A 20,772-nucleotide genomic window follows, 5' to 3' on the forward strand; every position below is an offset into this window, starting at 1 on the left:
GTACATGTCTTCTGCGGCATTACTATGCTTCACCTCAGCCAATGCTGAAAATGTACATAAAAATCAAAAAATACCACAAAACAATACACAGAAAACGATACAAAATACCTCTACAACACCAAAGAAAACAACAACCTCTCCCGCCAAAGCAAGTTCAGGCGGGCTAGAAGACATTGTTGTTACTGCACAAAAAAGACCTGAAAATCTTCAAAAAACCCCAATCTCTATTTCCGTCATGGGCGCAAAGAGCTTGGCTGATCGTCACGTCATCTCACTCGTTGATATGGCCGATGGCTCGATCCCATCTCTTCACGTTGAACAGTTCGCTGGCCGTAACTCTGCACTGATCGTCAACATTCGTGGCGTTGGTGTATTGGGCGATAGTAACCAACCAGCACGAGACCAGGGCGTAGGCGTTTACATCGATGGCGTTTACTTTGCACGACCGCAAGGCCTCGGTGCCGCGATGCTGGACGTTGCCAATATTGAAGTCCTAAAAGGCCCGCAAGGCACACTCTTTGGGCGTAACACCGAAGGCGGTGCGCTCAACATTGTCACGCGCCGACCATCCGGCAAGTTCAAGGTCCGTGCCAGCGGCGGAATGGGCAATTACGGCAGCAACCTAGGTGAACTCCACGTTGACCTGCCTGCCTTCCATGACATCGCCGTCAAAATTGACGCGATGACCGCTCACCGCGATCCCCTGACGGATAACCCACTCACAGGCGCAAGCGGCTTCAACCAATATGACCGCCGGGGTGTACGCGCCGAAGCAATGTGGCGCCCAACATCATCGTTCAGTGCTGATTACGCGTATGACAACAACTACGACAGCACGACATCCATTTACAGCCAGCACCTTGCCAACGGCACGAACAAACAAGCCGCTCTCGGGGTTATTCAAACCTCACGCGCCAAGACGGCCGTAGCCGGCGTGCCAGAGCAACCCAGCATTGGCAGAACCAGCGGCCATCGCTTCACGATGGAATGGCAAGCCATTCCAAAGCTCCTGACCCTGCGTTCAATCTCCGCTTACCGCCAACTGACACAGTCTCAATATGACAATGCGGCTGTTTCATCGAGCATGTCCAACACAAGCGGTGATTTCACAAACTACACCTTCAGCCGTTACAGCTTGGCCAATTTCAAGCAGCACCAGCTGAGCCAAGAAATCCAAGCTATCGGTGACCTGCCACATCTGCGTTATGTTGGCGGCTTCCTGTACTACCATGAAACGGTCAGTGATAACGCCCAAGCGTTTTACACCAACCAGTTCACCAACGCAGCCGGTAGCGCATACCAATTACTCACCGGCCCCGCGTTTAACGACTACTCTTTGCAGCGCGTTGACCGTGCCAGCCACGTCAACACAACCAGCATCGGTGCCTACGGTCAGGCCACCTACACCCCGTCTATCCTCAGTGAAAAACTTCACCTGACGGGCGGCTTGCGTTGGTCCCGCGACACCAAAGATGGTCACCTTGGGACCGTCAATGGCGCAGCACCTGTTAACCGTGATGGTGTTAGTGGCCCAATTCCATTGGAAGCAACATGGTCACGTGTTGACCCGATGCTGAACCTTGGCTTTGATGCTGCCAAGAACCTTTATCTCTACGGCAAATGGAGCACGGGTTACAAATCCGGCGGCGCAAACTCCCGCTCTCAGAACTATGATGCCTTCGCTCCAGAAAGCATCTCCATGTTCGAAGGCGGCTTGAAATCTGAATTCCTGAACCACCGTATGCGCTTTAACGCCACTGGCTATTACGGAATTTACAAAGACATTCAGGTTGATTTCCAACGCCCATACCAAATCGCCAACCAACGTACGAACCGTACAACCATTTCAACCTTTAACGCCCCAGGTGACGGCAACGTAAGTGGCGCAGAAACAGAACTGACCTTCATCCCCTATAAGGGCGTTGAAGTTGGCCTGTCCTATGCCTACAACCATGTGCATATCCCACCAACCGCCAACCCATATCCAAACGCAAATGGTGTGGTTTTACCTTTGCAGGTTCCCATCTATCAGGTGGTCACCCCTGCACATTCCGGCAGTGCTCAAGTTAATTACACCCGCCCATTCGAGCACTTCACTCTGCTGGCCCATGTTGATGGGAACATCAACTCAGGCTTCTACTCCAGCTCTACAGACCCCGTTTACCTAGGCCCTAACAATCCACGTAACGTTTACCAACCACGCGGAAATAGCGGTCTTATCGTAAACAGCCGTATTGCCCTCGCTCACGTGCAAGTTGCCAACAGCGCGGCAAAGGCGACGTTCTCTCTTTGGGCACGTAACCTGTTTAACAAGCAGTATGTTTACGACAAGAGCCTCAGCGTAACGACGGGCCTGCAAGGCTATATCAATGAGCCTCGTCAGTTCGGCGGCATGGTTGAAGTGGCGTTCTAAAACTCCACATCACCTTTCACGAACAACGCCTACCATATGCGCCTCCCCATATAGCGTGGGGAGGCGCATATGCGTTCTGACAAAATACTAGTCACGCAAAAGCGGAAAAGAGGCTGGCCTTAACGCCTCTTCAAACACTCTAGAACACACATATTTACATCCCGGCACTCAACACACGCTGAGTGGATGATCATGCACAGACCGTCACCAGAACGGTCTTCCCGGTCAACTTAAAGATAATGCCGGTAAAAGCGCGCCCCTAAGGACGTTAAGATTTCATAGCCAATCGTCCCGCCGCTTGCGGCCAAGCTATCAACCCCTTGGTTCGGCCCCAAAACCGTCAAAACGTCACCCGGCTTTAAGCTCTCTGGCGCGTCACTAATATCAACCGATACACTGTCCATAGACACGCGCCCGACCAACGGAAAACGCACATCACCACACCATACAGCTGCTTGGCCTGCTTGAGCACGGAAGAAACCATCCGCATACCCAATACCCAACGTCGCCAAACGCGTGGGCTTTTCAGCCCGCCAGGTCAGCCCATACCCAACACCTGCGCCCGGCGGTACGGTCCGTATTTGCACCACGCGCGCTTCCAACCGTACAACATGCCCTAAAGCGGGCACGCCATCATTCGGCGCTACGCCATAGAGCGCAGCCCCCGGCCGCACGAGCTCAAAATGATAATCCGACCCCAAGAAAATACCCGAAGACGCCGCCAAAGAACGCGGCACCCCCGGAAAATGCTCAGCCATTGCGATAAAATTACGACGCTGCTGTTCATTCGCTGGATTATCCGGCGTATCGGCACACGCCAAATGGCTCATCACCAAACAGGGCTGAACCCCATCAAAGGCCCCTTCTACCGCTAAATCCGCAGCAGAAAGACCAAAGCGAGACATCCCACTATCGACCTGCACAGCACACGGCAGTGGCCCACCATGCACAGCACCCAAATCGGCCCACTCTTTCACCTGCCCCAAATCATTCAAAACCGGGATCAAATGATGTGCATGCATCAAATCGGCACAACCAATCATAAAGCCATGCAACACGAAAATACGCGCATGCGGTAAAACCTGACGCAGTTGAACGCCTTCTTGCAGATGCGCCACAAAAAATGTTTTCGCTCCAGCGTTCAATAATGCAGGCGCAATCGCCGCAGCCCCTAGCCCATATCCGTCTGCTTTCACCACAGCCGCACATTCGGCAGAGCCTGTTATGGAATCTAATTTTTTATAATTTTGCGCCAAAACCTCTCGGTCAACGCAGAGCCACGCTCCTGCCATCGCTTGAGCTGAAGAAAAAGCACTCGAATCGTCTTGGTTCAGAAATGACATTGCGTGAGAAACCGGCGCTAAATGAAGAATTGCTCCATAACGGGTAGCGATTTGCCGTAAAAATGCAATATTCCCTCGTTCTACACCATTCCGATTCTGCGGGGCATACCTATATACCCCCTAAACCAACACGACAGTGATGCCCCTTATTATGAAAGTTTCGCGGAACTAATGCCGGAGTCTGACCTCCCCTCTCAGTCGTTAAAAGCTGGCGGAGTACGCCGCGTCATGAAGAACCTTGGCGTGCTTCTCGGTGGCCGTGCTGTTAATGCGCCCCTCAGCCTCGTGCATATCTGGCTAGCAACGCATTTGCTCGGCAGCTACGGCTTCGGCCTCATCGCCATGATGTACGCCTTTGCGCGCACTATTGGAGATGTTGTCGACTTCCAGTCGTGGCAAACCGTTTTGCAATATGGCTTACGCCCCCTGACAGACGGCAATAAACGTGAATTTCAGCGCATTGTGTCGTTCAGCCTCTTCCTAGACATCATCGGCGGCGTTGCAGGCTTGCTCATTGGCGTCGGCATTAGTGCTTTCGCGATGAAATCTCTCGGCTGGCCACCCGAAATTCATCGTATCGGCATTCTCTATTGCGGCTCTATCCTCTTCATGGCTGCCGCAACTCCCACGGGGCTTCTGCGCGTCTTTAACCGCTATGACCTTCTGGCCGTCCAAGGCACCATCGCCACCATTATCCGTGTCATCGGCACTGCCAGCATGCTGTTAACCGGCGCCTCCGTCGCCATTCTTGCGGCGGTTTGGTTCCTTGCGGAAGTCATCGCATGGGGCACGATCTCAGTCATGGCCCTAAAAGAAATGACCCGGCGCAACCTCCATACTGGCTTCTCACATGCCTTTGGTGGCGTCATGCGCGACCTAGCACATCGCCGGTTTTCAGAGCATTACCCACGCCTCTGGCGCTTTGTCTTTTCAACCAACCTGAACTCCACCCTAGCCCTCGCCTTCGGGCATATCGGCACCCTGGTGGTCGGAGCCTTCGTCGGCCCCGCAAGCGCGGGTTATTACCGTATTGCCAGCCAAATTGCCGCAGGCATCGCCAAGCCCGCAACACTCATTCAAACAACCGTTTACCCCGAAATGGCTCGCTTATGGCGTGACCGCGCCATGGGTCGCCTCCGCCGCTTAACGGTGCAAGTCGCGCTAACCGCAGGTGCTATTGGCACTGCGTTGCTGCTCATCACTCTCTTTGCTGGCGGCCCTCTTTTGCGCCTTTATGTCGGGGCCGATGGCGCAATCGCAACACTGCCCGTCACCCTATGGCTCTTAGCCGCTGAAGTCGTCACCGTCTGGGGCCTCCCACTCGAACCGCTTCTCTTCACCATTGATCGTTCTGACGCCGCCATCATCGCGCGATGCCTTGAATGTGCGCTTTTCCTGCCGGGCTTGGTTCTCGTTGTGCAGAAATATGGTTTAAACGGCGTCGGCCCCGCCACACTCGCCGGGGTGACTCTCCTCATCAGCATTCAGCTGATTTTTGTCATACGCACCCCCCTCACCCCGAAAACAACGGGATAACCCCCATTATGCGCGTTGTTTTCCCCCTGATTGCCCAGCGCCATCAAGCGCTCCATGCCCTGCCAATCGCGTTCGAAATGGCCTCACGCCACACCGATGTATCCGTGGACGTGGCGTGCTTAACACCGGGGCATCTAGAGCTTGCTCGCTCGATCGCGCAGCTCTACCCTGAGGCCAAACTTCGCCTCACTCTCCTGCCGTTATCCCCCGCTTTACGGCAACGCATCGAAACGCGCGGCCTGCGCGTGATTGACCGGCTATACGGTCTTTTCGTGTCACGACGGTACCTCAACGGCTTTGACGCCATCATCGTACCAGAAGCCACCTCGCTTTACCTCCGCCACATGGGCGTCACACGCCCTCGTATGGTCTGGACTGGACATGGCGCCGGAGACCGGGCCATCGGGTTCGCCCAACACCTGCGCAAGTTTGATTTCCTGCTGCTGCCCGGACGGAAAATTGAAGAACGCATGTTAAAAGAAGGCATCGCCCGGCCGGGTGCTTACGCCCGCGGCATTTATGGCAAGTTCGACATTGTCCACCGCCTTCAAAAACACCGCCCAAAACTCTTCCAAAATGAGAAAACCACCCTTCTCTACAACCCGCATTTCGTGCGCCGCTTCTCCTCATGGCCTCTCATGGGCGAGAAATTACTCGATTTTTTTGCTCAGCAAGAGCAATATAATGTGGTTTTTGCGCCACATTTTCGACTTTTCGACAACAGACGCGCCGAAGCCGACGCGCTAAAACGTCGTTATGAAGGCGTTCACCATCTGTTGATTGACCCCGGAAGCCAGCGCAGCATTGATATGACGTATACGCTGGCGGCAGATATGTATATTGGCGATGTTTCCAGCCAAGCCGCAGAATTTGTTATCCATCCGCGCCCTTGTCTCTTTCTAAACGCACACCATGTTGCATGGAAAGACGACCCAAACTACCTGTCATGGACGCTCGGCCCCGTGACGGAAACTCTGGATGACCCTGCTGCGTCTATCGCACATGCGTTCAAGACACATCCTGAGTTTCTTGAGACACAGCGCCAGTATCTGTATGACACATTCGAGACACACGGCGATAAGCCGACTGCACCTCTAGGGGCAGACGCAATCATCGCCTTCTTACAACGAGCCGTATGATGCCCGGCATTTCTGAAAACGGCATTTCTAACGAAGCGAGTCCAGGTTTGACCGAAGCCACCCAACCCCCCCCTCAACCATCCACACCGGCACAGCCTACCCCAAGCCGTTCGGGCCTGAACCGACGCTATGGTGACTTCCCGAGCTTCCCTGCCGCTCTGGATTACGCAGCACAGGGCGAGAGTGGCTTCAATATTTACTCAGGCCGTGGCCAGCTTCTAGAAGCCCTGCCGTATCGCACTCTACGCGAACAAGCCATTGCAATGGCTCGCCGCTTGCTTAGCCTTGGCCTCACGCAGGGTGACCGCGTCGCCATCGTGGCTGAAAGTGACGGTGACTTCGCCCGCATTTTTTTCGGCTGTCAGTACGCAGGCCTCGTCCCGGCGCCTCTGCCACTGCCCGTCGCTTTCGGTGGGCGTGACGGCTACATCACCACTCTGCGCGGCATGATCAGCAGCGCCGGTGCGCGCGCTGTCGTCGTACCAGACGTCATCGGCGGCTGGACTGACGAGATCATTGACGGGCTAGACCTTGTCTTTGGTGGCTCCCCCGCTGAACTTAGCGCACACACAGCCCCAGACATTGCGCTTCCAGCCATCCAAGCCGATGCTCTGTCCTACCTCCAATTCTCATCCGGCAGCACGCGCTTCCCGATGGGAGTATCCGTGACACAAACAGCAGGCATGGCCAATGCCCGCGCCATTGCCCATGATGGTTTGCAAGTACGCCCATCATCCGACATCGAAGATGATCGCTGCGTCTCATGGCTGCCGCTCTACCATGACATGGGTCTCGTTGGGTTCTTCCTGACGCCAATGACTTGCCAATTATCTGTGGACCTGCTCCCAACACGTGAATTCGCACGCCGCCCCCATGTTTGGCTGGACCTGATCAGCCGGAACAAGGGGACTATGTCTTACAGCCCATCCTTCGGCTTTGAGCTATGCTCACGCCGCAATGGCGCACCCGGTCTGGACTTGTCCCACTGGCGTATTGCAGGGATCGGCGGCGACATGATCCGCCCGCATATCCTAGAAGAATTCTCCGAACGCTTCGCCGCGAATGGCTTTAACAGCAAAGCCTTCGTCGCAAGTTATGGCATGGCCGAAGCAACACTCGCCATCAGCTTTGCCCCTCTTAATAACGGCATGCAGACGGATACTGTGGACCTCCGCCGTTTGGAGAGCACCGGCATTGCAGTTCCATGCAATGACCCGTCTCACGCTTTGCGCACCTTCGTACGCTGTGGCCGCGCCCTGCCAGACCATGCCATCGAGGTTCGTGACCAGCATGGCAACCCTCTGCCAGATCGTCGCGTCGGGACTGTATACGTCCGTGGACCTAGCCTCATGGTTGGATATTACGGCCGCCAAGATGAAACTGATGCCGTTTTGGATGCACAAGGCTGGCTGAACACAGGTGACCTTGGCTACATGCTGGATGGTGAAATCATCATCACAGGCCGGGCCAAAGACCTTATCATCATCAATGGCCGTAATATCTGGCCGCAAGACCTTGAATGGTCCGCGGAAAGCGCCATCGATAGCCTCCGCTCCCGTGATGTGGCCGTCTTCTCCGTTGATGGCGACGAAGGCGAAACGATCACAGCGCTTGTCCAGTGCCGCGCAAGCGACCCAACCATGCGTGATCGCCTGACCAACGACCTCACAGCCCTCTTCCGCCGTGACCATGGTGTGGATGTGCGCGTTGTATTGGTGCCACCCCGTACCCTGCCGCAAACATCTTCCGGCAAACTCACACGCGCAAAAGCCAAAGCTATGCTGCTCTCTGGCGCATTTGAAGATGCAGAACACTCTGCCGCCTAAAGCGCCATACCCCCGCCACAGAGCGGGGATATGCACCTTCGGGATTTACGGCGCAGGGCTTCCTGCCGCATACACATCACCTTTGGCCCATAAGCATCAAGAGTACAGAGCATGACTGACAGCGTATCCAGCATTTCACAGATGATCATCGAAAAACTGCTCGCCAACCCGAAAGTCCCCCGTGACATCACCGGCAGCAGCAAGATCGTCGAAGATCTGGCTTTTGACAGCTTGGCCGTCATGAACTTCGTTATGGAAATCGAGGATGAGCTCGACGTTTCCGTACCGCTCGACAAGCTGGCTGACATCCGCACAATTGATGATCTGGCAACCTGCCTGAATGGGCTGAAGGGCTAAGCGTGACCGACCTTTTCGCCAAACATGCTGCGCTGAAAACTGCTTATGATGGGCTAAGCGCGCTGTCACCACGCAACCCGTTTGAAGTCGTTATTGAGCGCCCTCTATCAGCAACACTCGGCGTGATCGAAGACCGTGAGACGCTGCTATTCGGCACCAATAACTATATGGGCCTCAGCCAATCGAACGAAGCCGCAGAGGCAGCGATTGAAACCGTCCGCAGCATGGGCGTCGGCACCACCGGCTCTCGCATTGCAAACGGCACATTTGGCCTCCACCGCAAACTTGAAGAACGCTTGGCTGCGTATTTTGAGCGCAAGCACGCCATGGTGTTCTCCACCGGATATCAAGCCAATCTCGGCACGATTTCTGCGCTCGTGAACAAAGATGACATCTTGTTCCTTGATGCAGACAGTCATGCCAGCATTTATGACGGTGCAAAGCTGTCTGGCGCACAAGTCATTCGCTTCCGCCATAATGACCCGGCAGACCTCGATAAGCGCCTAAACCGCGTCAAAGACCATCCGGGCGCCAAGCTCATTGTTGTGGAAGGCATTTACTCCATGACGGGCAATGTCGCCCCGCTGGCAGAGTTCGTCGCGGTCAAAGAAAAACACGGCGTTGCTCTCATGGTGGACGAAGCCCACTCTTTCGGTGTTTTGGGTGAAAAAGGCCGTGGTGTTGCGGAGGTCCAAGGCTGTGAAAAGGGCATCGACTTCATCGTCGGCACCTTCTCTAAATCCCTTGGCACCGTTGGCGGTTACTGCGTCAGTGATCATGATGGCGTGGACTTAATGCGCCTGTGCTCACGCCCTTATATGTTCACAGCATCTCTCCCACCAGAGATCATCGCGGCAACCATCGCCACGTTAGATGCCGTAGAGCAGCAGCCAGAACGTCGCACCAAACTGTATGAAAACGCAGCGCGCCTCCATGCCGGTTTGAAAGCAACGGGCCTGTCCATCAGCCAGCACGTCTCCCCGGTTATTGCCGTAACGCTTGAGACCATTCCTGAAGCCGTCACGTTCTGGAATGCCCTGCTCGAAGCTGGTGTGTATGTGAACCTTTCGCTTCCACCCGCGACACCTGATAACCGCCCACTTCTACGCTGCTCCGTCATGGCAGCGCATAGTGCGGATGAAATCGATCAGGCCGTTCAAGCCTTCGCTAACGTAGCGCAAGCTCTCTCTGCTGCCTAAGACTGTCTTTACTCGGCTTTTACCGGGCCTCTGTGGCCCGGTAAAACTACATTTTCCTACGGCACCATCTCAATATTAATCAATCCGTGCATACCCATTTATAAATAATCCTCTTTAAAAACGAGCCGCGACTTTATCGCTTTCCAAAAGCTATCCTCTCAACACTCCTCACTGACACCGTCATTGACAAACCCCACCATATTTTGCGATCGTTTCCTCACACGGTAATGGATTTCTGCCGGGCCATCGTGGCCGAACCGCCCTTACAAGGGACGATGATTCCTACCAAGCGCCTGTATGGCAGCAAGGAGGACTCATGCCTGCATTACGTCACCACATAACAAACATAGCCAATACCACCCACACGGTGCTCTTCTGGCTTGCTCTTTTGGTGCCCGTCTCCATCGCCGTAGGGTCCCTATGTGCAGCTTTTTTATGGCTTCTCGATTGGGCAACCCAAAGCCGCTTTAACCACCCAGAACTGCTCTATTTACTGCCCATCGGCGGTGCTTTTGTCGCATGGTTATACGCGCGCTTTGGCGGAACTGCCGAAGCTGGTAATAACCTCATCGTCGATGAAATTCACACCCCATCCGCTGGCGTACCCTTCCGTATGGCACCGTTGGTTTTTCTCGGTACCATCATCACGCATCTTTTCGGCGGTTCCGCCGGACGAGAAGGCACAGCCGTCCAATTAGGCGGCAGCCTCGCCAGCACTGCGGGCAAGTATTTGCACCTCTCCCACGCACAAACACGACTACTCCTTATGTCCGGCGTCGCCGCTGGCTTCGGGGCCGTGTTTGGTACTCCTCTGGCCGGGGCCGTATTTGGCTTAGAGGTCATTGCCATCGGACGACTAGACTATACAGGTCTACTCCCCTGCCTACTCGCTGCCATTATCGCCGATTGGACATGCCATAGTTGGGGGATCCACCATGCACTCTATCATATAAACTATGCTGCACCTGCCACAGCACCATTCTGGCAGCACCCCATGCTCCTGGCCAAAATAGCTTTAGCAGGTATCGCCTTTGGCCTTGTCGCTCTCATTTTTGCCGAAGCCAATCATAAAATAGGCGCACTCATAAAGCGCCATATTCCTTCCAGCCCCCTTCGCGCAGCTTTAGGCGGATGCGCTATCATTGCACTTGTCTGGCTACTCCAAACCCGTGCTTATCTCGGCTTAGGCGTCTGGTCTGCTATTCCGGGGGATCCAACCATAGCAGGCTTTTTTGCACCATCTTCCGATTATTGGAGTTGGGCACTTAAGCTTCTTTTCACAGTCATCACCCTAAGCACAGGGTTCAAAGGCGGGGAAGTTACACCACTATTTTTCATCGGAGCCGCCCTAGGACACACAATGGCAAGCATCCTTAATGCCCCCACAGACCTTTTTGCGGGCTTAGGATTTGTCGCCGTATTTGCTGCGGCCGCCAATACACCCATTGCCTGCACACTCATGGGCATTGAACTCTTTGGCGCAACAAATGCTGTTCCGATCACAATTGCCTGCTGGGTTGCCTATATCTGCTCAGGCCATCACGGCATTTACCTCTCTCAGCGCCTCGCAACACCAAAACATAACCGCATGACCACCACCTTAAACGACACACTGCGCAGCCTACGCCTTCAAAAATAAAGCCGACTGAGAGAGCATCACTATGACGTCCCACCTCACCATACACAGCTTCACAACAGAACGCCGGTCACTCACACTCTATCCAACCGCCCCCACCGAAATGACTAACGCCATCAATCAAAAATCTTTGATAATCGAGGATGATACACTATCGCATCATTAAACAATGAGGCTGTATGCTCTCCCATTACCTACCCAAAATACCTTTTATATCCGCGCATTATCAAAGATTTTGCATACTCGGCCTTTACACCATAACGCATATCGGGCTGATCGTTGCGCATGATAAAATACCGCCCAAAACCCAACGCGCGGCTGAGATACAATTCACTCCTCCAGAAATAACCCTCCCTATTGCCTTGATAAATGGGTACCCATTTATCAACAGCTCCATAGCTGGTGTGCACGGAAAATTAATGCTGGATACAGGGGCTCAACTACCCCTCACAATCAATAATCACTTAATTCCAACCAAAAATAGCATTGAAATTGGTTCTGGATTTTTCGGCAGTGGACAACACTTTTCCATACGCCTCGTGCCAGAAATACAAAATATTCAAATAGGACCTGTTATTTTTCCAAAAGCCACTTTTGTAACTTCTCAAGACGCACGCCAACTCGAAAATATTACGCCTGATTTTATAGGCTGGATTGGCTATAATGCTTGGGCGCACTACGCTTTAAAATTGGACTACCGTCAATCAAAAGCTGTACTGTACCGCGGCCAACCTGCGACATATCTACACGGCGAACAGGTACTTGCCACCCTACCCCTCGTAACACGTAAACTCCCTAATCATCCCATTATGCGCGCAACCATCGGCAGCACTCCAGTCATAACAGCGTGGGATACAGGGCAGTACGGCACATTATACACCAGCACATCTGAAAAAGCGCACTTGCTGCAAAATGGCCAACTCAAGCCATCCACAACAGACGCAGGTAACTTTGACCTTAGCGGATTACGCATAAACGGGCACGACCTCCCCGTCATATCGGGTATTTCTGTTGAAACCACCCGCTTTGCTGCGGCTGCACCCATTGGCTTAAACGAGGCCAATATTCTCACGATCGGCTACGGCTTTCTTCAACATTACAAAACCGTCTGGGATTACCGTCAGCATCACATCTACTTGCTAGCACCGTAATACCAGCGCAATTTTTTCCACAATACTACGCCATGCCTAAACAACTAACAGCCTGTGCCTGCATGTCCTCAGAGAGAGCCTCCAACAGAAATCAACTCGACATCCACGAAAAACCTTCTTATGTACATTTTGTACCGATCGGTACAGATCAATATATCGCACAAGCACCAAGGCACATCATGACCCGCCCTCCCCTACCCCCCTTCACCAGCGAAACGGCCGCTCAGAAAGCACGATTGGCAGAGGATGCGTGGAACAGCCGTGATCCACTCACAGTATCGCAGGCCTATTCACACGACAGCACATGGCGCAACCGAGATTCCTTCCTCTGCGGACAAGCCGCAATCATTGACTTCCTCACGCAAAAATGGAGCCGTGAGCATAACTATCGCCTCATTAAAGAAGTCTGGTCCCATACGGATAACCGCATCGCCGTTCGGTTCGCCTATGAATGGCATGATCAAAATGGCCAATGGTTCCGTTCATATGGCAATGAAAACTGGGAATTTGATGAAAACGGCCTAATGAAAAAACGCTTTGCGTCCATCAATGACATTCCCATTTCAGAAGCCGAGCGCAAATACCATTGGCCCCTTGGCCGCCGCCCAGATGATCACCCCGGCCTCAGCGCTTTAGGCCTCTGAAATGCCCCGCATAGCGACAGATCACGCCAAGACACTCTCCATACTCGCAGACGTTTTTCGCGAGTATGGATATGACGGCACCAGCCTCGGCCTCATCACGCAAGCCACCGGATTAGGCAAAGGCAGCCTGTATCATATGTTTCCCGGTGGAAAAGCGGAGATGATGTCCGCCGTTCTCACGGAGATTGATACGTGGTTTGAAACCCGTATTTATGCACCACTCAGAAATACAACACAGAGCCATGACGCCATTCCATCAATGCTGGATGCCGTGACACAATACTTCCGCTCTGGGGAGCGTGTATGCCTGATGGGCGTGCTCTCCGTTAGCAATCAACGTGATCAATTCGCCGGTGCCATAGCCCAGTATTTCTCACGCTGGATAGATGCACTCACGCTCACACTGCAGAAGCAGTGTCACCAACCTTCTCAGGCACGTCTTTTGGCGGAAGAAACGATCCTACACATCCAAGGCGCCATTATTTTATCACGCGCACTCAATGACCCCGCCCTCTTTCAGCGATCAATCACCCAACTCCACGATAAGCTCTCACTCCGCGGCCGCTAACGGCAGGGTTGGCACACCATGCCAGCCCGGCGGCGGCACCCAAAGCCGAGCCCCTTGGGCCATCCGCCCCGACACAACGCGAAGGCCATCCGCCGCCGGGTACACCGCAAAAGCCCCATCACGCCACACGCTAAAACGATCAATTCGCGTCACGCCCGGACATGCCCCCCGCGCCGGTGAGGCACTGACAAACAGCACCACATCACGACACATCTCTGAAGATGGCAGAACATAACCATCCGCCCGATCTTTCGTGCGCAGCAAAAATACATGCCCACCTACCGTCACGCGGCACAGCCCTGCCTGACAGGCCTCCGGCAATGCCTGCACAGGCAAAGCCAAGGCCTGCACCCAATCAGCCACCACAGATCGATCCAACCCACTGACTGGCCCGGTCTGCACGACGGAGCCAATACGCACTGCCATAACCCCCGCATCAGGTGCGACCAAAAGCAAAGGCTTCGCCACACATAAGCTGCTCAACCCGATCACTAACGGGATCACCCCACCCCAGCGCGCAGCCCCTCGCCACAAACATACGACCGACAAACCCAACATCACGAAACAAAGCGCCCATGTCGGCATCGCTGGAACGGAAACATGTGCCCAAGGCCACTGAGCAACACGCTCAGCCAGCCACTGAATACCAGCCAGCCCCCACCCCATACAGCGCATAGGCCAAGTCGCTAAATGTATCGGTATAAATAAAATTGATAATATTCCCATTGGCATAACCCATGCCGCCATCAGTGGAACCGCCACCATATTGGCCACGACAAACCACGGCTGGAACGCGCCAAAATGCACCATACTCACCGGCAAGGTTGCCAGCCCCGCCAGTAACGACGTCATCGCCAACATCACCACATGCACCAAAACACCACGCCAAAACTGTCCTTCCCCTCGCAGCTTTAGCAAAGGGCCACGCAGCCCCTCATACCCTGCGATCAGTCCCATCACAGCAGCAAAGGACATTTGAAACGAGACATCCAAAACAGCACTCGGCGCCACAACCAAAATACCCATCGCAATGACGGATAAAGACCGCATCGACATTACTCGCCGCCCGCTCAGAAGCGCCACAACAAACAATCCCGCCATGCCTAACGACCGCACACTGGGCAAATGCGCTCCGGTCAGCACCACATAAACTGCACCGAGCACAAAGCCCCCAATAATGGCGATTTCTTTGCACGGCCAACAGAGCGCAGCCCGCTCAGAAAAAGGCAAAAGAGCACGTATTATTATCGTAACGCTGCCCATCACCAGCCCAAGATGCAGCCCCGCCACAGCCAATAAATGCGCCAAACCAGAAACCGAAAAATCCTGCCGCGTCTTAGCAGACAAACGCGTAGCTTCACCCACCATAACCGTAGCCGCAATCGCGCCCTCTTGGTCCGGTAAAACAGCATAAAATTGTTCTGCAATGGCCTCACGCATACGTTGCAACCACGCGCCATGCGCCGTACCATCCACGGTTACATCACCCAGCGCATAACCACTCCCCGCCACACCGGAAAACCACGCCTCACGCTGCATATCCCGCCCACCCGGCCACGCGGGGCGCTGCGGTTGGCGCAATAATGCCCTTACAGACACGCGTTGCCCCGATGAGACTGGCGTATCATCACCCGCACGCAAACGAAGTGTTAATACCCTTCGTAATGGCATCATGCCGACATCACTCGGCGTATCAAACACAGCATCTGCAATACGCAACCGCCGCACCATGCCTGTTTGAGCGTCACGCTCAGGCAAGATATCAACGGATTGCACACGCCCCGTCACCGTCACTGCGCGACTGGGGAGCGCTGGCATGCCCGGCTGACGATGTGCTTCCCAGACTGCATCCGCACAGCCCAACACGCAGAGCAGCACACCCCAAGCCACACGCACACCGACAGCCGAATGCCGGAAAATCCACACGCCCCATGCGGAACACATCAAGGCAACGCACACCCACCACGGGTTCACTTCAAACGATAAGGAAAAATAGAAAATAACCCCAAAGGAGAACACAACAGGGGACCAGTTCAATAATGCTGCCCCCTGCCGAACACATTGGCGCTCTAACCACTCCAATGCACCCTGAAAATCTATTTTTGCCAAAAAAACATCCATACAAATCAAGGCAGTCATTATAATGTGGTTTCTATTAATTCTTTCATAGGATGAGATATGTCTTCTCATCCAACCCTGATGTTAAAATTCATATATTAATCTGAAGAAAACACGTATTTCCAAATGAGACGATGGCTAAAAAGTAAAAGCACTTTTGAACGCCATCGAGCCAGAATTTGCCGAGTGTTTATTGGGCATTTTCTACACTAGGAACACCCCACCCTCATGACCAAAGATAATATGGCTAGAGACATAAAAATGCTGGGCTGACCAGAGGCGCCATGATTGAGGTCTGGATAAAAATATCCATCTACGCCGCTTCTCCTGAAGCGGTTAACGACCTCCCCCTCGCAAGAGCGAGGTATTCACCGAATTGAACATCAGAACCCGCCCAAAATGAACACAACATATCGTAATTACGGTGTGCCTAACCACAGGGCATCATAAGGGACCATCACCCAACAATCACATCATTTGCGGATAGCGAGACCGCCTCAGATTATGATAAGAGGGCGGCATGACAATCCGCACTCGCTTCGCCCCCTCGCCGACCGGGCTCCTGCACGTTGGTAATGCCCGCGCGGCCCTGTTCAACTTCCTTTATGCACGCCATCACGGTGGCCAATTCCTGCTTCGTGTTGAAGACACGGACCGCGAACGCTCCACGCAAAAAGCGGTGGACGTGCTGCTGGATGGCCTCAAATGGATGGGCCTGACACCGGATGAAGAACCGGTGTTCCAATCCACCCGTCAAGACCGCCACACAGAAGTTGCACAAGACCTGTTGGAACGCGGCCTCGCCTATCGCTGCTATTGCACGCCAGAAGAACTCACGGCCATGCGCGAAAAAGCCATGGCGGAAAAGCGCCCCCCCCGTTACGACGGTACATGGCGCGATCGTGACCCATCAGAAGCCCCAGAAGGCGCACCATTCGCCGTGCGCCTCAAAGCCCCGCGTGATGGTGAAACCATTATCAAAGACCTCGTCCAAGGCGATGTCCGCGTTGCGAATGCGGAGATGGATGACCTCATCATCCTACGCTCCGATGGCACGCCAACCTATCTGCACGCTGTTGTGTGCGATGACCACGATATGGGCATCACCCATGTCATGCGCGGCGATGATCACCTGACCAACACCTTCCGTCAGGCGATGATTTACCGTGCGATGGGCTGGGACCTCCCACATTTTGCACATCTCCCACTGATCCACGGCCCTGATGGTGCCAAGCTGTCCAAACGTCACGGCGCAGCCTCTGTGGTGGATTTCCGTGATGAAGGCTATTTGCCAGAAGCACTGTGCAACTACCTGCTGCGCCTCGGCTGGGGCCACGGCGATGCTGAAATCCTGTCACGTGAAGACCAAATTCGCCTGTTCGATCTCGATGGCGTTGGCCGCTCTCCATCTCGCATGGATTACGCCAAACTCTCTCACTTCAACAGCGTTTGGATGCGTCAGACGGATGATGCACGCCTGACAGATGATGTGTTGGAACGCCTCAAGACCCATGACGGCGTCACCATCACTGATGCAACGCGCAGCCGTGTTCTCGCGCTAATGCCGGGCCTCAAAGAGCGTGCGAAAACATTGGTAGAACTCACCAATAACGCGGCCTTTGCGGGCTTCAGCCTGCCACTGACCTTCACACCAAAAGCCGAGAAGCTTCTGGGAGAAGATGGGCAAAACGTGCTGAAAGGCATTCGTGCATCCTTGGCTGCACTGCCTGACTTCACGCCAGAAGCTGTGGACGGTGCATTGCGTGCCTATGCAGAAGCCAACACGCTGAAGCTCGGCTCGGTGGCACAACCCCTACGCGCCGCCATGACTGGCAGCACCACGTCACCCGGCATTGACCTGACATTGGCCGCCCTCGGCCAAGATGAAGTCTTGGCCCGCATTGACAGCGCCATCAGCTAAGAGAACGCGCCATGCCTGATTCGTCTCCGCCCCTCCGTCACCTACTTGGCATTGAAGGCCTGAATGAAGGCCAGATCCTCCCTATTTTGGATCTGGCCGAAAGCTATGCCCTGCTCAGCCGCTCCCGCTCTGCCCCGCGGGAAGCGCTGCGTGGGCGTACGCTCATCAATCTGTTCTTTGAAGACAGCACCCGGACGCGCACCAGCTTTGAACTTGCCGGTAAGCGCCTCGGGGCAGACGTCATTAACATGACCGTCGCTACCAGTTCGGTGAACAAGGGCGAGACGCTTCTAGACACAGCCGCAACCCTCAACGCAATGCGCTGTGACCTGTTGGTCGTGCGCCACGCACAATCCGGCGCGCCAGCCCTTCTGGCGCAAAAGGTTGAAGCCAGCGTGATCAACGCAGGGGACGGCATGCATGAGCACCCAACGCAAGCCTTGCTGGATGCTCTCACCATCCGCCGTCACCTCGGCACACTCTCTGGGCTGACCGTCGCGATTTGCGGTGATATCGGGCATAGCCGCGTCGCTCGCTCCAATATTCACCTTCTTTCAGCTCTTGGCAGCACCATTCGTTTGGTCGGGCCACCAACATTGCTACCCGGCGCTATGGCTGGCCTCGGCAATGGCAACGTGACCATTCACCACACGATGGAAGAGGCTCTTGAGGGAGCGGATGTCGTCATGTCCTTGCGCTTGCAAAAAGAGCGTATGGGCTCCGGCCTCGTCCCAAGCGCACGTGAATATTTCCGCTTCTTCGGCCTCAACCGCAAGCGCCTTGCCCTTGCTAAGCCCAACGCACTCGTCATGCATCCCGGCCCAATGAACCGCGGTGTCGAAATTGCATCAAACGTGGCCGACTCTCCCCAAAGCGTCATTTCCGAGCAGGTTGAAATGGGCGTTGCCGTCCGTATGGCCGTGCTAGACCGCCTCGCCCGCGGACGGAGACCCTCATGAGCACTCTTTTCTTTCATAACGTCCGTATCATTGACCCCGCCAGCAACCGTGACGCCCCCGGCACACTGACCGTTCGTGATGGCCTGATTGCAGAGCTGGACGCGCCTTCTGCCCCTGAAGGCGCACACAGCATTGACGGCCAAGGCGCTGTTCTCGCGCCCGGCCTTGTCGATATGCGCGCCGATTTGGGCGAGCCCGGCTTTGAATACCGTGAAGATGTGGAAACCGGCGCCCGTGCAGCCGTTGCTGGCGGCGTGACAACACTGGCCGTCCTGCCCAACACAGCCCCCGTGATTGATGACCCCGCCCTCGTTCAGCATTTAAAAGAACGCGGCAATGACACGGGGATGATCACCATTCATCCCTATGGGGCCTTAACCAAAGGCTGCGAAGGCAAGGAAACCGCAGAGCTTGGCCTCCTGCAAGAGGTTGGGGCTGTTGCCTTCACGGATGGCACCCGTACGATTGCAGACACCAAGCAGCTCCGAAATCTGCTATCTTATGCCCGCTTCATGGATGGGCTGATCGTTCAGCACCCTGAAGACCCCTCCCTTGCCCGTGGTGCTTGTGCAACTTCTGGCCCCCTCGCCACACGACTGGGCCTGCCGCAAGTCCCCGCTGCTGCTGAAGCCATTCTCATTGCGCGTGATATCCGCATTGTCGAAATGACGGGCGGCCGTTTGCACTTCGCTCACGTCTCCACAGCGGAAGGGTTGGATCTGATCCGCAAGGCCAAAGCCAAAGGCTTGTCCATCACATGCGATACGGCACCGCCCTATTTCCTCCTCACAGAAGAAACAATTGGCGATTTCCGCACCTACGCCAAACTCTCCCCTCCACTGCGCAACACGACGGACCGAGATGCCGTCCTCGCCGCCCTAGCCGATGGTACGATTGACGCCATTGCCTCTGACCACGCCCCGGCAGACGCAGACGACAAGCGCCTCCCCTTCGCACAAGCCCGTGCGGGTGGCATTGGCCTCGTCACGCTCCTAAGCGCCACGCTGGCTTCTGGGCTGGACGTGCTGAACGCCCTGCGTCTGATCACCTCAGCCCCGGCAAATGTCCTCCGCATTGATGCGGGCACACTAACCGTTGGCGCTAAAGCAGATCTCTGCCTCTTCGCGCCTGAGCAAAGCTGGGTTGTAGAATCCGGCAAACTCCCCGGCCGCGCACAGAACACACCCTTTGACGGTGAAACCATGCCCGGCAAAGTGCTCCGCACCTTCCGCCATGGCGTTGAAGTCTACACCGCCGGAACGGTGGCATGAGCGCAACATTCCATAACGCCATGCCGCATAATATTTTGCTCTACGCCGCCGTGGCTTATCTCCTCGGAAGCATCCCTTTTGGGTTGCTTCTAACCGCAGCTTTTGGCGGTGGTGATATTCGTAAGATAGGCTCCGGCAATATTGGCGCCACCAATGTCTTACGCACTGGCAAAAAAGGCGTCGCCGCCGCAACCTTGTTGCTGGATGCGCTCAAAGGCGTTCTGGCTGTTGTGCTCGCCGCACGCTTTGCCCAAGATCATGTTGCCCAAGCGATGGCCGTCTCAGCCTTTTGTGCTGTTTTGGGGCACTGCTTCCCTATCTGGCTTGGCTTCAAAGGCGGTAAGGGCGTTGCCTCCGGCCTTGGCGTTATCTGGGCTTTATGCTGGCCTGTCGGACTAATCAGCTCCATCCTCTGGCTGGCTGTTGCCCGCTTTAGCCGTATTTCCTCAGCAGGTGCACTCACCGCTTTCTTAGCTGCACCGTTATTAATGGTCGCAATGGTTGGTTCGCCTCCCTTTGCATCGCCCTTCCCTTTAGCAACGCTTGGGATTTCAACCATTATTTGGCTGCGCCATTACGGCAACATCATACGTTTGATCAACGGTACAGAGCCGCGCGTCGGGCAGAAATCGTCATAAAATACTGGCTGCCGTACAACACATCTGTTGCCCGGCAGCATAGAACTTTAAGC

At 54.8% G+C, this 20,772-nt stretch carries 16 protein-coding genes and 1 riboswitch; of the genes, 14 read left to right on the plus strand and 2 right to left on the minus strand.

The window, feature by feature from the left end:
• Positions 1-4: 4 nt before the first annotated feature.
• On the plus strand, positions 5-2,413 hold the full coding sequence (locus KB213_RS00225; protein WP_211679762.1) for a TonB-dependent receptor: 2,409 nt from the start codon (positions 5-7) through the stop codon (positions 2,411-2,413).
• A 230-nt stretch (positions 2,414-2,643) separates the two neighbouring features.
• Here the strand turns inward: KB213_RS00225 and alr are convergent, their stop codons facing one another.
• The gene (gene alr / locus KB213_RS00230) at positions 2,644-3,756 is read right to left on the minus strand and encodes an alanine racemase (RefSeq protein WP_211679764.1); all 1,113 of its coding nucleotides are present in this window, start codon (positions 3,754-3,756) and stop codon (positions 2,644-2,646) included.
• 171 nt (positions 3,757-3,927) lie between these two features.
• On the opposite strand from alr, the gene KB213_RS00235 reads away from it, so the two are divergent.
• The 9 genes from KB213_RS00235 to KB213_RS00275 all read left to right on the plus strand — a co-directional run bounded on the left by KB213_RS00235 (position 3,928) and on the right by KB213_RS00275 (position 13,812).
• Positions 3,928-5,292, plus strand: coding sequence for a lipopolysaccharide biosynthesis protein (locus KB213_RS00235; protein WP_211679766.1), 1,365 nt, complete (start codon positions 3,928-3,930; stop codon positions 5,290-5,292).
• An 8-nt stretch (positions 5,293-5,300) separates the two neighbouring features.
• Positions 5,301-6,431 (plus strand): sensor domain-containing protein, encoded by a 1,131-nt coding sequence (locus tag KB213_RS00240; protein ID WP_211679768.1) that lies wholly within the window; start codon positions 5,301-5,303, stop codon positions 6,429-6,431.
• Positions 6,428-8,257: a fatty acyl-AMP ligase gene (locus KB213_RS00245; protein ID WP_249110095.1), complete on the plus strand. Its 1,830-nt coding sequence runs from the start codon at positions 6,428-6,430 to the stop codon at positions 8,255-8,257. Before KB213_RS00240 ends, KB213_RS00245 begins: the two co-directional genes overlap by 4 nt.
• A gap of 111 nt (positions 8,258-8,368) precedes the next feature.
• Entirely contained in the window at positions 8,369-8,614 is a 246-nt protein-coding gene (locus KB213_RS00250; RefSeq protein ID WP_068168057.1) for an acyl carrier protein, read from the plus strand.
• Positions 8,615-8,616: 2 nt separating this feature from the next.
• Positions 8,617-9,813 (plus strand): serine palmitoyltransferase, encoded by a 1,197-nt coding sequence (gene spt, locus KB213_RS00255; RefSeq protein WP_211679770.1) that lies wholly within the window; start codon positions 8,617-8,619, stop codon positions 9,811-9,813.
• A 214-nt stretch (positions 9,814-10,027) separates the two neighbouring features.
• Positions 10,028-10,105: riboswitch (Fluoride riboswitch) on the plus strand.
• A 24-nt stretch (positions 10,106-10,129) separates the two neighbouring features.
• A complete protein-coding gene (locus KB213_RS00260) occupies positions 10,130-11,452 on the plus strand; it encodes a voltage-gated chloride channel family protein (protein WP_211679771.1) in 1,323 nt (440 codons plus the stop codon).
• A 416-nt stretch (positions 11,453-11,868) separates the two neighbouring features.
• Positions 11,869-12,600, plus strand: a complete 732-nt coding sequence (locus tag KB213_RS00265; RefSeq protein ID WP_211679773.1) for a hypothetical protein — start codon at positions 11,869-11,871, stop codon at positions 12,598-12,600.
• A 179-nt stretch (positions 12,601-12,779) separates the two neighbouring features.
• A complete protein-coding gene (locus tag KB213_RS00270) occupies positions 12,780-13,244 on the plus strand; it encodes a nuclear transport factor 2 family protein (RefSeq protein ID WP_211679776.1) in 465 nt (154 codons plus the stop codon).
• Position 13,245: 1 nt separating this feature from the next.
• Positions 13,246-13,812: a TetR/AcrR family transcriptional regulator gene (locus tag KB213_RS00275; protein WP_211679784.1), complete on the plus strand. Its 567-nt coding sequence runs from the start codon at positions 13,246-13,248 to the stop codon at positions 13,810-13,812.
• Here the strand turns inward: KB213_RS00275 and KB213_RS00280 are convergent.
• Positions 13,795-15,951, minus strand: a complete 2,157-nt coding sequence (locus tag KB213_RS00280; RefSeq protein WP_249110096.1) for a ComEC/Rec2 family competence protein — start codon at positions 15,949-15,951, stop codon at positions 13,795-13,797. The two genes, KB213_RS00275 and KB213_RS00280, sit on opposite strands and share 18 nt — an antisense overlap.
• A gap of 499 nt (positions 15,952-16,450) precedes the next feature.
• On the opposite strand from KB213_RS00280, the gene gltX reads away from it, so the two are divergent.
• Genes gltX through plsY form a run of 4 tightly spaced genes read left to right on the plus strand, consistent with a single transcriptional unit; the run spans position 16,451 to position 20,719 of the window.
• On the plus strand, positions 16,451-17,851 hold the full coding sequence (gene gltX, locus KB213_RS00285; protein ID WP_211679787.1) for a glutamate--tRNA ligase: 1,401 nt from the start codon (positions 16,451-16,453) through the stop codon (positions 17,849-17,851).
• 11 nt (positions 17,852-17,862) lie between these two features.
• Complete coding sequence (locus tag KB213_RS00290) at positions 17,863-18,810, plus strand: aspartate carbamoyltransferase catalytic subunit (RefSeq protein ID WP_211679790.1); 948 nt, start codon at positions 17,863-17,865, stop codon at positions 18,808-18,810.
• Positions 18,807-20,081 carry a dihydroorotase gene (locus KB213_RS00295; RefSeq protein ID WP_211679793.1) on the plus strand — a complete coding sequence of 425 codons (1,275 nt, stop codon included), beginning with the start codon at positions 18,807-18,809 and terminating at the stop codon, positions 20,079-20,081. Before KB213_RS00290 ends, KB213_RS00295 begins: the two co-directional genes overlap by 4 nt.
• Positions 20,078-20,719, plus strand: a complete 642-nt coding sequence (gene plsY, locus KB213_RS00300; protein ID WP_249110097.1) for a glycerol-3-phosphate 1-O-acyltransferase PlsY — start codon at positions 20,078-20,080, stop codon at positions 20,717-20,719. The genes KB213_RS00295 and plsY overlap by 4 nt, the downstream gene beginning before the upstream one ends.
• The last annotated feature ends 53 nt before the right edge of the window (positions 20,720-20,772 follow it).

The organism is Neokomagataea anthophila, from assembly GCF_018122595.1.
Lineage (GTDB): Bacteria > Pseudomonadota > Alphaproteobacteria > Acetobacterales > Acetobacteraceae > Gluconobacter > Gluconobacter anthophilus.

Coding starts and splice junctions, on each gene's coding strand:
- KB213_RS00275 (WP_211679784.1), top strand. CDS start 13,246: ATGCCCCGCATAGCGACAGATCACGCCAAGACACTCTCCATACTCGCA.
- plsY (WP_249110097.1), top strand. CDS start 20,078: ATGAGCGCAACATTCCATAACGCCATGCCGCATAATATTTTGCTCTAC.
- alr (WP_211679764.1), bottom strand. CDS start 3,756: ATGTCATTTCTGAACCAAGACGATTCGAGTGCTTTTTCTTCAGCTCAA.
- KB213_RS00250 (WP_068168057.1), top strand. CDS start 8,369: ATGACTGACAGCGTATCCAGCATTTCACAGATGATCATCGAAAAACTG.
- KB213_RS00270 (WP_211679776.1), top strand. CDS start 12,780: ATGACCCGCCCTCCCCTACCCCCCTTCACCAGCGAAACGGCCGCTCAG.
- KB213_RS00235 (WP_211679766.1), top strand. CDS start 3,928: ATGCCGGAGTCTGACCTCCCCTCTCAGTCGTTAAAAGCTGGCGGAGTA.
- KB213_RS00295 (WP_211679793.1), top strand. CDS start 18,807: ATGAGCACTCTTTTCTTTCATAACGTCCGTATCATTGACCCCGCCAGC.
- gltX (WP_211679787.1), top strand. CDS start 16,451: ATGACAATCCGCACTCGCTTCGCCCCCTCGCCGACCGGGCTCCTGCAC.
- KB213_RS00290 (WP_211679790.1), top strand. CDS start 17,863: ATGCCTGATTCGTCTCCGCCCCTCCGTCACCTACTTGGCATTGAAGGC.
- KB213_RS00260 (WP_211679771.1), top strand. CDS start 10,130: ATGCCTGCATTACGTCACCACATAACAAACATAGCCAATACCACCCAC.
- KB213_RS00245 (WP_249110095.1), top strand. CDS start 6,428: ATGATGCCCGGCATTTCTGAAAACGGCATTTCTAACGAAGCGAGTCCA.
- KB213_RS00280 (WP_249110096.1), bottom strand. CDS start 15,951: ATGACTGCCTTGATTTGTATGGATGTTTTTTTGGCAAAAATAGATTTT.
- KB213_RS00265 (WP_211679773.1), top strand. CDS start 11,869: ATGCTGGATACAGGGGCTCAACTACCCCTCACAATCAATAATCACTTA.
- KB213_RS00240 (WP_211679768.1), top strand. CDS start 5,301: ATGCGCGTTGTTTTCCCCCTGATTGCCCAGCGCCATCAAGCGCTCCAT.
- KB213_RS00225 (WP_211679762.1), top strand. CDS start 5: ATGTCTTCTGCGGCATTACTATGCTTCACCTCAGCCAATGCTGAAAAT.